The organism is Cellulomonas marina, assembly GCF_900111925.1.
Taxonomy (GTDB): Bacteria; Actinomycetota; Actinomycetes; order Actinomycetales; family Cellulomonadaceae; genus Cellulomonas; species Cellulomonas marina.
This window is the reverse complement of sequence record NZ_FOKA01000010.1, coordinates 42,499-54,738: the sequence shown is the minus strand read 5'-3', so window position 1 is coordinate 54,738 and position 12,240 is coordinate 42,499. Positions and strand designations below refer to the sequence as shown.

Sequence of the window (12,240 nt, the reverse complement as noted above, 5' to 3'; positions counted from 1 at the left end):
ACGGCTCAGGAGTCGCCGGACTCCCGCGACCAGACCTCGATCGTGGCGCCCGTGGACTCGTCACCGACGACCTCACGCTTCGTCGCTTGGAGGTGGACGACGAGGTGGTCAGCAACCTGACGCGGCCCCTTCCATGTGCGCGCGCCGAGCGCGCCCTCGAGCGCGTCGATCGTGCATTTCGCCAGATTGTCGAGGTCCCACGACTCGCCCCTACGCTGCGGCCGAGCGGTTCTGAAGTCCAGTCGCACTGCGAAGGCGCCTGACCCAGGTGTCGAAACCGCTCCTGCCACCGCGTTCCTCACGGCCTCGCGCCAGGGCTTCTCTGCGGCCGTCGAGTAGCTCGCCGGAGTCCCGAGCACGTGAACGGTTGCCACGTGACGCCAGGGAGCTCGACCGTCACCCGCCTCAACGCCGGGGAGTGCCGCGACGAGCGGGAACACCGAGCCCGAACCGGCCCCGTCAAGGCTGTCAATGGAACCCGAACCCGCGGCGATGACGTCCAGCGACGCCCATGAGGACCCGTCGAACGAACGCTGGGCGAGGACGGCGACGGGTGTCTCGTCGGGCCAGCCGACGAGCTCGGCCCTGAGTCGTCCAACCGTGAATGGGGCCGCCTGGGTGCCCGGTACCTCCACGCCGCTCCCGTCACCGTCGGTCACATCCACATCGTGCCGCAGACTCGACCGCCCGCGGGTGGGGACATCCGACGAGTCATCACGTCGGCTCTCGACGTCGACATCGGTTGCTGAGCCGCTACCGCGCCGCCCCGAGGCTCCGGAGGATCGGGGCGGCGATTCTGTCGGCCAGCTGGTCGACCTGGTCCAGCAGGGCCGCCGGTTCCTGGTCCAGGTCGAGCGTGTGCTGCACGAGGCGGATACCCGCGCGTCGAACGTCGTGACTCTGCGCGACCTCGTTGCCCTTCGCATACACGAGGTGCCCGCGGTCGAGGCCCGTCACGGAGCAGTAGGCGAGCATCTGGTAGAGGTCGGCGTTGGGGAAGCCGCTGGGCTTCTCGGCCTTGTACTTGGCGTCGATGACGGCCGTGGGGCCGCTCTGACCCGCGGCGTACCAGACGAGATCGGGCTTCATCTCGATCGCGTCGGCTTCGTCCAGGCGCCACTTCTCCTGAGGTCTGCACACGCCACCGCGGCGAACAAGCGCTTCGCCCAGTGCGACGGTGAGGAAGTCCTCGAAGAGCTTCGCCATGTCGACCATGAAGCCGCTGACGCCATAGGGCCCCGGGGCTTGCTCGACCGAGGCTCCTTGGAGCACGAGCTCGGCCAGTTGAAGCGCGAGGTGGTAGCGGGCGTTGAGTCTCGACGGTTGCCAGGAAGGAAGCGGCAACCCGCGGCGGATCGGCGTGACGTCTACCGCGGCCCGCACAAGCCGGAGCAGTGACCTGCGGGTCAAGGCGTCCACACCGCGGAGCCGAAGCAGCACTTCGGCCGCTCCGCGCAGCAGCTGGTTCTCCGCGATGTCGACGCCGTACTCGTCGTAGCGGACCTCGAGCGGCACGGCGAGGCCGAAGCGCTTCTTCAGCTGCTCAGCCGTCCGGACGCGTCCCCGCAGGACCGCCGACGCGGTCTCCTCGACCCGGTAGCCCTGGATCAAGCCCTGTTGGGTCGCTCGTTCGGCCTGGCGAGCGAACGCGGTCGCCACGGCCACGAGGAGGTCCGCGTCCTCCTGGAGATGCAGGTCTTCCTCGCGCCATCCACGCCCATCGCGCGCGTAGCCGAGCAGGAAGAACAGCCGCCGGATCGAGACCTTGGGCTCAACCCAGAGCTCGACGTCCCCCACTCGCGCGACGCCGACCTTGCTGGCGGGCCCGACGAGCCACCATCCCGGAGTCGTCGACGGCACAGCGGAGACGAGCTCCGACCCGCGAAGGGCCAGGCCCTGAGCGGTGCTCAGCCGAACCTCGACCGCGGTTCCCGTCTCCCTGAGCTCGATGCGCACGTGCTACTCGGCGTTCGTGATCTCGCTCGGCGCATCGGGCCCTTCGTCGTTCTCCCCGGTCGGCTTCGCCGGCTCGTCGTCCATGCCGCTCGTGGCGCGCTTGAGGATCCGGTCCAGGCCGTACTCCTTCGCCACGTCGATGCCCTCGCCGAAGTGGTGCTCCTCGAGAAGGGGCAGGATCGAGGTCTCCCACATGAGCCTCAGCCCACCGTCGGAGTACACGCTGTCCCGCATGAAGTACGACGGGCCGATCTTGAAGTCCTCGTCCTTGATGAGCTCGTTGAGGCGGTCCAGCACGCGAGCGTTCCTGTCCGGCAGCCCCTGTGCCGCGAGCCACTTGTCGAGCATGCTCCGGGTGGGCTCGGTGCTCGGGTGGAGAGCCTTGAACGCGAACCGCCGCCGCATGGCCGCATCGACCAGAGCGATCGAGCGATCCGCCGTGTTCATCGTGCCGATGACGAACACGTTGGACGGCATCGTGAAGCCGGCCTCCGTGCCTGTGGAGTAGAGCAGGTCGATGGACCGGTCGCGGTACTCCAGCAGGAAGTACAGCTCGCCGAACACCTTCGCCAGGTTGGCCCGGTTGATCTCATCGATGATCAGGACGTAGGCGGTGGCCGGGTTCTCCCGGGCCGCGTCGACGAGACGGCGGAACGGACCCGGGACGAGAGCGAATCCCACAGTACCGCTACCGTCGGGCGACGGCGCGGGCCGGTACCCCTCGAAGAAGTCCTCGTAGCTGTATGACGGGTGGAACTGGACCAGCTTGACGTTCGGCTCGTCCGTCAGGTGTGCGGCGATCTCCTGCGCGAGGTACGTCTTCCCGGTCCCAGGAGGGCCGTAGAAGATCATCTGTCGCCGGTCGGCGAGGAGATCGATGCAGTCCTGGAGCCACACTCGTGAGACCAACAGGCGCGCGGCCAGCCCGTCCGTCGCGGGCGCCAGTCGTAGCTCGGGCGTCGCCTTCTCCTTGGCCGCCTCCTGCGCCGGTTCGTCGGTCACGACGAGCGCCCTGAGGGCTGCGACGTCGCTCGTGAGGTCGACGATCGGCTGCTGCGAGGAGAGCAGCGGCTTGACACCGGACGGCAGGTCGACCAGGTCAACAGGGGACTCCGGGTTGAGCCACGTCACGGGCCGTCGGAGATTGGACCGGTCGTCCGTGCTCGCCACCGAGGTGGCAGCGCCTGTGATCTCCCCGAGGTAGAACCGCGCCCCGTCGTTGGTGAGCACGAGGTCACCCGGCTGCACCCGGTTCAGGAAGAGATCGACCTCGGTGACCTTCTCGTTGCGGGTGTTGTACGACTTCTGCGCGTAGTCGATCTCGACTATCTCGGCGATCTGGCGGCGGGTCAGGGGCAGGTCCAGCGGTCGGATCTGGCTCGCTGCAATGGAGCACCAGCCGAGGCTCAGCCACTGTGGGATGAGGTTCTTGCCGTTCACGTTGCCACCCCGGATGAGCCACGCGCGCCGGGGTGCTTCGCCACTCTCGCCGTCGAGAAGCTGGACCAGTTCGTAGGCGGTCAGTCGCTGAGCCTGGGAGGCGCGGTCTTCCTGGTCGAACTCGACGCCCTCCTCCGCCAGGAGCGCCCGCGGGTCGTCTCTCCGGTCAGGGTCCGCCCACCGGAAGCCCTCGGAGACCTTGCCATTCGCTGAGAGGACCCTGAACCCGTTGGGCGACTCGCTCTGTGCCACGAACGATCCCACGGTCTGGGCCGACAGTCCCGCGACCTCGGCCAGGTCGCCGTAGGTCGTCCACGAGCCGGCCTCCACGAGTTCAAGAGCCGCCTCCAGTCGAGCCTGCTTCGCACTCGCGGCGTCTTGAGCCTGCGCAGCCTTGCGTTCGGCGAACTCGCGTTCGTAGTCCTCGAGCATCGCCCGGTAGAGCGGCTCGGCGTTGGGGTACTCGGCAAGGCCGGCGCGCCCGCGATCGGTGATCTCCCACCCGTCGTGGCCCTTGAGCAGCCAGCCCCCGATGCGCGCCCAGCTTGAGTCGAACCGGATGGCCGTGTCCCCGCGCAACTTCCCGCTGGCGGTGAGGGTTGCCTCGTGATCGGTGAACGGCACACGTGCCCGCACCGCGGCAACGACATCGGCGGCCTTCCGCGGCTCAGCCGACTCCGCCAGGAGCGCGAGCGTGGTCTGGAAGAGCAGCGCGTGGCGCACCGACGCGGCACGCTCGGCGACTGGAGGCTCCGTCATGTCGTTCCTCCTCTGCAAGGTGATCGAAGTCTGTCAGCGACCGCCGACGTCCCGGCCTGCGGTGTTGCCTAACGGGCTGAGGCGATTCGAGACGCCACCTTGAGCCCGCCCGCTTGCACGCTCACGGGGCCGTTGGAGCCACTCCGTCCGGGCTGCCAGCCTTCGAGTCCGCGGTGCTCAGGTGGGACAGGAACTGCTTCACCAGCGCGGCCATCTGGTCCGCGTCTGCGAGCTCCAGCTTGCCAGTGAAGACTCGCTCGGACACCGCCCGCCAGCTCTCCCCGATGGCGCCGGTGATCGTCGCGGCGACCCCGCCAGAGATGAGGTTCCCGACGCCGGGGATCAGTTTCATCAAGCTGCCCACGGCCATCCGGCCGCCGGCGCCGGCCGCACTGGTCGCCGCGCCCACGAGCGCGGCGGCCTGCTCCTTGGGGATGTCGTAGATGGCTGAGATCTTCGCCATCAACGCGGCCTGTGCTGGGACCAGGACCGCAGCATCGGCGAGGGGAATCGGCGTAGCCCCGACACCTCCCGCGAAGGCGACGGCACCGGCTATCCAGGACCGGGCGTACCTAGCCTTGATGTCGAGGTCGACCTTCTGCGCGGCGGCCACGGCGACTCGCTGAGCCTCGGGCACGACGCGATAGGTCGCGGCGAGGAGGTCCTCCAGGCCATGGCGCTCCGTGCCGACGAACTCGTTCGCGATTGACGCCGTCAGGATCGGCCGGCCACCGACGATCGGGAGGCCCATTGCCGCGATCGCGTCAGCCAGTTCGACGGCGGCCGGGTCGGCCGCGCCCTCCTTCGCGTCCACTTTGGTGAGGACGAGCACCACCGGAATCTCGAGCTCCGCGACCTTGCGGATCGCGTCGGCTTGCGACGGTTCGAGCCGCGCGGTCGCGGAGTTCACGCAGTACCAGGCGATGTGGATGAGGTCCTTGCCGAGGCGACGGTTCTTCTTGATGCGGTCGAGCAGGTCCTTGGCGAGGTTGCCCTGACCGAGCTCGAAACCCGCGCCGTCGTAGATCGCGAGGGTGCCGGTCCGGTTGACGTAGCGAGCGGTGCCCGGAGTGACCGGGCTGCCGACACCCGTCGGCGCGACGTCGGCGCCGAAGACCGCGTTGAGCAGCGACGACTTGCCTGCACCGGTCGCGCCGAAGACGGCGATGTTGACTCGGCCGACGGCGGACTCCCCCTCCGACTCAACGGCGCGGGCGAGGTCATCGGTCGGCTCAGTGCTGCTGCTCATCTCGGTGCCTCTCTGCAGGATGGCGGGGGCCCTGGCCGGGCGGGGGGTCGAGCGGGGTGACGTAGGTGGTGCCGGCCGACGCGGCGGCGGCCATGGCGTCGTAGGCGGCGAGGATGAGGCGCTTGGTGCGGAACTCGCCGTGGTCGCGCTCCTCGTACTTGCGGACGACGAAGAACGAGTCCATGACGTGCTCGACCTCGTCACGGGCCAGGCCGTACAGGCGGAACATCGCGGCGTCGAGCTCCACGCGGAGCTGCTCACGGCGCTCTGGCAGCCAGCGGAACGGCGGGCCGGGGTCCGCGCCGGGCGGCAGGCCTAGGACATCAGTGGCATAGGAGCCGATGCGGTATGACGTGTAGGTGAGCTCGAGGAGGCGCGGTCGAATCCAGTCGGCAAGCGCGGTACCGACGACCCCGAGAAGCGGGACGGCGAACGAGGCGGGCGTGGGGCACGCGAGCTGCTTGACGATGAAGAAGGTCATGCCGGTCCCGCTCAGCTTCTGCCGAGCGACGTAGTCGAAGGCGAACGTCGACTGGAGTACGTGCAGGAGCGGCGCGAGCCTCGGGTCCGCGCCGAGCGTCAACGGGAACTTGTTGCCGACGGCGGCGCGGGGCAGGACGCTCGGCACAAACGTGCGCCACTTCTCCTGGCCGGTGATGTCGCGCCAGCCGAGGAACCAGTCGCGATCCCATCGCTCGTCGATCGCGTCGAGCACCTCCGCCTCGCTGACCCAGTACCGGCCGAGTGCCTCGCGGTCGGGCTGGTCGTGGACGATGTCCGAGATGCGGGGCAGGGTGCCGACGTTCAGTTGGGCCTGCGTCGCGCCCTCGTAGGTGGAGTAGCGGTGGTCATAGTGGCTCAGCATCTTGCCCTCGTACAGCGGCAGCCAGCGGTGCCCGCCGCGGACGTACGCCCAGCCGTCGAACTCAGCGCCATCGGCCTCGAGCTGGTCGGCGGTGCGGAACAGCCCGGAGTCGGCTGCCATGTTGAACAGCCCCTGCCGGAAGGAGACGCCCCAGGGGTTCGCCGGGGTCGCGTCGTTCACGAGCACAGGGTGACGTCGGTAGATGCCGAGGGTGATCTCGGCATCGCGGCGGGTGCGGAACATCGGCAGGGTGCCGGTGTTGGGGTTGAGCAGCAGGATCTCTTCGGGCGCGAGCGCGAACCGCGTGGTCACGGCGTCACGCACGTGCCGGGTGAGGAACGAGAGGCGCGAATGCTCGACTGGCCGCCCACCGGTGAGGCACGTCACGGCGAACCGGAACGCGTGGTGCACGCCGGGGAAGATCCTCGCTTCGTTCTCGAAGTCGTAGAACGCGGCGAGCCGCTTGGTCGCCACCGTGTCCGCGAAGAACGCCGATGTGGTCGCGTCGGTGGCCAGGCCGGTGGGTGTGATGATGCCCATCCGTCCGTCACGGGCGATGGACGACCTGAACAGCTCGGCGAAGATCGAGTAGGTGTTGATCTTCCCCCTTGCGCACAACGGGTAGCGACCGCTCGCACGGATGAACTGAGTCTGGCCGGCGGCGTCTCGCGCGGCGTGATCGAATGCCGCGAGCAGGGTCGGGTCGGTCTCGGCGAGGCGCGCGATCGCCTTCTTGCGCGCCGCTGCGTTGGCGGCTGTTGTGATCTCCGGTGCGCGAGCGGCGAAGAACTCCTTCTCGGACATCTGCACCGTCTCCCACGGCGGGTTGCCGACCATGGCGGTGAACCCACCGGCGCCCGCGACCTCGGGGAACTCCAGGTGCCAGTGGAAGAACCGGTGGGCGACGGCATGGCTGTGCACGGCCGCGGCGGTCGCCGCGGGGATGGTGCCGTCGCGGACGGCATCGAGGGTGCCGGTCGTGATGGCCGGGGCGCCGGGGCGCTTGTGCTGGACGAAGGCGGCGCACCAAGCGTCCGCGAGCAGGCGTTCGCGTGCCAGCTCGGGTGACTGCTGCCACGCGGCGTAGCGGCGGGCGAGGGCATGCACGTCGGCCAGGCGCGCCCCGGGAACGGCTGTGGTGCTTGGCGCAGGCGGCACGGTCGGTGTCGGAGCGTCGCCGAACAGGTCGAGCTCGTCCTGGGCCGCCGCGCGGGCGTCGCGCTCGACCTTGTTTCGGCGCTTCCACGCGGTGGTGGTGGGTTTGTCGTCGTCGCCCAGCGCGACGAACGCGTCGTCCGGAATGCCTGCGGCGATGAGTTCGGGTGTCGTTCCGAGCAGGGCGTTGCCGACCTTGACGTGCGCGTCCAGGAAGGACAAGGGTCGCCCGGGCTGCATCGCCTCCAACCACAGCGAGACCTTGGCCAGCTCGGCGGCCAGCGGGTTGAGGTCCACCCCGTAGATGCACCGGTCGACCACGTCGTGGAGGGCGGCGCGTAGGTGTGTGGGCGTCGGGTCGCTCTCCCCGGAGCGGACGACGGCGAGGCGCTCGGCGATCCGCCGGGCGGCAGCGACCAGGAAGTGCCCGGACCCACATGCAGGGTCGCAGACCGTCATCGCGAGCAGCGTCGCCTCGGGGTCTGCGGCCCGCTCGGTGTCATCCAGCAATGGGTCCAGGGTCTCGTCCAGGAGCAGGTCGATCAGCGCTGACGGGGTGTAGTAGGAGCCGGTGGTCTTGCGGTCGTTCCCGGCCAGGGTGACCAGGGCGAACGTCTGGTGCACCGGGTCATGCCGAGGGACCAGCTCCAGCAGCGACTCGTAGATCGAGCCGAGCTCCTCCGCGCCCAGGTTCTTGTAGTCCACCAGGCGCTGCGGCTGTCCGGCTGGCCTGACCACCGCCAGGTCACGCACTGCGGCGAGCAGCGCGTCGTTCGGCAGGTCGGCGTCCGCGAACACCTCGGCACCCTGGTCATCGAAGAGCCCGCCGATGCCGGGCAGGCCGAGCTCGGGGCACCCCGCCTCGTCGCCGAGCTTGGCGATCACCAGGCGCTGGGCACGCCAGAGGTCCGTGTGCGCGGTGCCGCGGCGCTTGAGCGCGAGGCGCCGCAGCCGTGCGGTGGAGTAGTAGTCCCGGTAGCGCGCCTTGGCCACCGGAGCGGCGTCCGGGTCGAGGAGTGCGTCGCGGTCCTCCGCGACGAACAGGAACAGCAGCCGGTACACCAGGCGCAGCAAGCCCTGGTGCATGTCCGCCAGGGCAAGGGAGCCATCGGCCAGGCCGTCTCGCAGCGCGGTGTTCGCCGGGGCACGCAGGAACCCGGTGCCCAGGTGCTCGATCGCTCGCTGCACCCCGTCGCGCAGGAGAGCCATGGCCCGGGTGCCCTGCGCGATCGCCGAGGAGCGCCAGCGCTCCAGCCAGCAGTCAGCCGGGGCGCCGCCCTCGGGAACCTCGACCCGCGACTGGTGCAGCAGCAGGAACAGGACGACGAAGTCGGCGAAGAGCTCGCCGTCGAAGATCGCCTCCAGGTCGAACTCGACGAACGAGACGGTGGACAACGACGTCGAGTCGCGGAGCAGGCGAAGGACCTGACCGTTGGACACGACCGCCCACAGGTGGTCCTCAGACCGGTTGCAGAGCTCCTGGACCATGGCGTGCGGCGCGCGCTCCGCCGCCCCGGGCACACCCTTCGTGCGTCGATCCAGGTCCACGCCCCAGCCGAGGAGGTGGATCGGCAGGGGACCCCATTCGTGGGACACCGGATAGGACTTCTCGCCTGCGTTCAACCCGCCCGCGGGGGTGGTCTGTAGCCGGCCGTACCCGAGCTCACGGAACAGCAGCAGCAGCCACCGCTCCCGGGTCAGCCGCACCGCGGGGTCGCCCGCGTGCAGCGCGGCCAAGGCCTCCCGGAACGAGGGCCACACGCTGAGCAGGTAGGCCCAGGCCCGGTTCGCCGCCTCGCGTGGGGTCTCCCCCGCCCCGAGGTGGTAGTCGGCCGAGCGGAGCCCGCCGAGGTCCTGGTCGCCCGCGGCGACGCGGCCGAGGACGTCAGCCGGGAGGAGCGCACCGACCGTGCGCACGGAGGTCAACTGGCCTGCGGGGCTCACCGGGCACCGCCAGAGACGGTGGGGAGGTAGACGTAGACGCCGAGCACGTCGACGGGCTTCTGCGCTCGCACACGCAGGCCGGCGCGGGCGGCGCCGGCACCGGCGCGGACCCGGCGGTGGCTCTCGAGCAGCTCGCCGGCGCGGGCGTCGGCGCGGGCGCCCAGGTGGTCGGTGAGCAGGCCGACCTTCTCCAGTGCGCGGGCGACCATGTCGGTGGCCTGGTCGGCGGGGATGTTGCCCTCGGGGCGGGCGGCCACGAGACCGGCGACCTCGCCGGCGTCGAGCCACGTCGGGTCCTCCGGGGTGCCGCGGAAAGCGACCAGTTCGGCGTCCTCGGCGACCAGGGCGCGGGTGCCCTCGCGGGTGGGGACGTCGAGGTGGAAGCGATAGCGGACCAGCAGCATCGTCGTGCGGGCCGCCACGGCACCGGTGCGCAGGATCCCGGCTCGGCGGGCAGGACGCAGGCCGGCGTCGGTCTTGCCGTCCAGCGCGGTGTCCAGGACGTAGCCGGCGAGCGCAGCCACGGCTGGGTCGGTGCGCGTGAGCACGGCATGTCGGCGCGGAGCGGGAAGCTGGTGGTGGAACGGCAGCGGTTCGGCGTGACCGGGGGGAAGCGCATCCCGCACCCCAGCGACTAGGGAGGCCGTCGTCGCGGCGAAGCCGTCGGCGGTGGGCGTCAGGGTCGAGCCGAGAGCGCGGAGCGTGTCCTCGACGAACGGGCGGATCGCTCCGTGGCTGCCCAGGGCGGCGCGGACCTGGGTGACCTCGCCAGCGACCTCGTCCGGGTGGATGGAGCCCTGGGCGTACTTGGTGCGTGAGGTGCGCTCGGCTTCGGCTGCCGAGCGCCACGCCAGGTCTAGGCGCTCGTCGGCCTGGCGCAGGCCGAGGTCGAGCTCGCCCTGCTGGTGGTCCACCCCGCGGAGCACCAGGCCCTCCATCAGGGCCTCGAGCACGGAGTCCGACTCGGCCGGGACCGGCACGATCACGCCTGTGGCCTTGCTGATCGCGCGGTGTCGGCGGATCAGCACGTCGAGCACGATGCCGTCGATGGAGTTGTCCACGCCGTAGAGGGTGACCGCGCGGACGGTGGGGGCGGTCTGGCCGAAACGGTCGACGCGACCCTCCCGCTGCTCGTGCCGGGTGGGGTTCCAGGCCAGGTCGTAGTGCATGACCGCCTGGAACGCGTCCTGAAGGTTCACGCCCTCGGAGAGGCAGTCGGTGGCGACGAGGACGTGCCGCGCCGCGGTGGACGCGAGGTCAGCGATCCGCTGCTGCCGCTCGGCCGGCGGCAGCGTTCCGGTCACGGCGGCCACCTCGGCGGTGCCCGCCAGGGCCTTGGTCAGGTGCGCGGCGACGTACTCGGCGGTGTCGATGAACCGGCAGAACACGATGGGGTCGTAGCCGTCCGCGAGCAGCGCCTTGACCTCGGCGACCGCTCGGGCGAGCTTGGCGTCCGCCGCGGGGCCGTGCAGGGCGTCGGCTGCCTTGGCCATGGCGCGCAGGCGGGCGCGGCGGGAGCTGGGCACCGCGTCGTCCGTGTTGTCGGGGTCGACGTCATCGGCGCCGGGGGTCACATCGATGCCCTCGATCGCCTCGTCGTCCGCCGAGTCCAGCACAGCCGACCGGCCGAGAGCGTCGGCCTCGGCCTCGTCGGCCGCCTCGGCGGTAGCCGCGCGCTGGCGCAGCGTTGCGGCCGCCGCAGCCGGGGAGGACGCGAGCGCCCTGAGCAGGGCGAGGACGCTCCACCAGCGCACGCGCTGGTGGAGGCCGCCGTCGGACGCGTCACGGACCTGCTCGCGGGCGTAGTCGAGGACCTGGGCGAACAGGCGCCGGTACTCGGGGGTGAGGCTGTAGGCGACCTCTCGGCTCTCGCGGTCGGAGGGGAACTGGGTGTCCTCGTCCAGGTAGCGGCGGATGTCGCCACGGCGGCGCTGCACGAAGTGCCGCGCCAGGCGCTCCCGCCCCCGCGTCTGCTCCAGGTCGAGGGTCGCCAGCTCGGGATCGAGCAGCTCGAGCAGGTTGCGGAAGCCCTCCTCCTTGCCCGAGTGCGGGGTCGCGGTGACCAGGAGAAGGTGCCGCCGCGGGTCCCGAGCGAGGTCGCGCAGCAGCTCGTGACGGCGGTGGCGCTGACGGGTCCCTACTGCGTCGTCGGAGACAGCGGTGTGCGCCTCGTCGACGATCACCAGGTCCGGGCAGTGGTTGAGGAACTCGCTCCGGTGCGCGTCGGACTTGATGAAGTCGGTGGAGACCACGACGTACGGGTATCTGTCGAACAGGGACTCGTTCATCATCAGGTCGCGCTCCAGGCGGCGGACCGTCGAGGTGAGCACCAGCTCGGCGTCGATCGCGAACTTCTCGGCGAGCTCGCGCTGCCACTGCTCGGCCAAGGCGGGGCTGCACAGCACTGCGAGCCGGCGTGCGTCGCCCTGGGCGAGGAGCTCGGCGGCCACCAGGCCGGCCTCCACGGTCTTGCCGATGCCGACGTCGTCGGCGATCAGCAGCCGCACGGTCTCCTGGCGCAGCGCCATCAGCAGCGGAACCAGCTGGTAGGCGCGCGGCTCGACGGCGATCTGTGCCAGCGAGCGGAACGGGCCGGCCGAGGAACGGAAGCCGAGCCGCAGCGCGGTGCGCAGCAGGCCCGCGCTCGCCGCGTCCCCGAGGTCGTCGGCGGACGGCAGCGGGTAGGTGGCCGGCTCGACGGTCTCGAGCGCGGTGTGCACGCCCGCGACGTCGTCGTTTCCGCCGCCCAGCGGGCGCAGGACCAGGAAGTCCTCGGTCGAGTCAGGCAGGACCACCCACTCCCGGCCGCGGGCACGGACGAGCGCACCGGCCGCGTAGGTCGTCGTGGTCATCGGGCTCTGCCTGCTCTCTG

Annotated in this window: 6 protein-coding genes; all 6 read right to left on the bottom strand. The window is 70.5% G+C overall.

Annotation, left to right across the window (positions count from 1 at the left end):
- Positions 1–5: 5 nt before the first annotated feature.
- The 6 genes from BM048_RS11670 to BM048_RS11645 all read right to left on the bottom strand — a co-directional run bounded on the left by BM048_RS11670 (position 6) and on the right by BM048_RS11645 (position 12,220).
- Entirely contained in the window at positions 6–659 is a 654-nt protein-coding gene (locus BM048_RS11670; RefSeq protein ID WP_175499522.1) for a RusA family crossover junction endodeoxyribonuclease, read from the bottom strand.
- A gap of 94 nt (positions 660–753) precedes the next feature.
- Entirely contained in the window at positions 754–1,956 is a 1,203-nt protein-coding gene (locus BM048_RS11665; protein ID WP_090033313.1) for an McrC family protein, read from the bottom strand.
- 3 nt (positions 1,957–1,959) lie between these two features.
- Complete coding sequence (locus BM048_RS11660) at positions 1,960–4,155, bottom strand: AAA family ATPase (protein ID WP_090033311.1); 2,196 nt, start codon at positions 4,153–4,155, stop codon at positions 1,960–1,962.
- 121 nt (positions 4,156–4,276) lie between these two features.
- Positions 4,277–5,404 (bottom strand): YcjF family protein, encoded by a 1,128-nt coding sequence (locus BM048_RS11655; protein ID WP_090033310.1) that lies wholly within the window; start codon positions 5,402–5,404, stop codon positions 4,277–4,279.
- Positions 5,388–9,368, bottom strand: a complete 3,981-nt coding sequence (locus BM048_RS11650) for an Eco57I restriction-modification methylase domain-containing protein (protein WP_090033308.1) — start codon at positions 9,366–9,368, stop codon at positions 5,388–5,390. Before BM048_RS11650 ends, BM048_RS11655 begins: the two co-directional genes overlap by 17 nt.
- Positions 9,365–12,220 carry a helicase-related protein gene (locus BM048_RS11645; protein WP_090033307.1) on the bottom strand — a complete coding sequence of 952 codons (2,856 nt, stop codon included), beginning with the start codon at positions 12,218–12,220 and terminating at the stop codon, positions 9,365–9,367. Before BM048_RS11645 ends, BM048_RS11650 begins: the two co-directional genes overlap by 4 nt.
- Between the last annotated feature and the right edge of the window lie 20 nt (positions 12,221–12,240).

What these genes read in the sequence shown, in the direction of transcription:
- BM048_RS11660 (WP_090033311.1), bottom strand. Translation starts at nt 4,155, where the DNA reads ATGACGGAGCCTCCAGTCGCCGAGCGTGCCGCGTCGGTGCGCCACGCG.
- BM048_RS11655 (WP_090033310.1), bottom strand. Translation starts at nt 5,404, where the DNA reads ATGAGCAGCAGCACTGAGCCGACCGATGACCTCGCCCGCGCCGTTGAG.
- BM048_RS11645 (WP_090033307.1), bottom strand. Translation starts at nt 12,220, where the DNA reads ATGACCACGACGACCTACGCGGCCGGTGCGCTCGTCCGTGCCCGCGGC.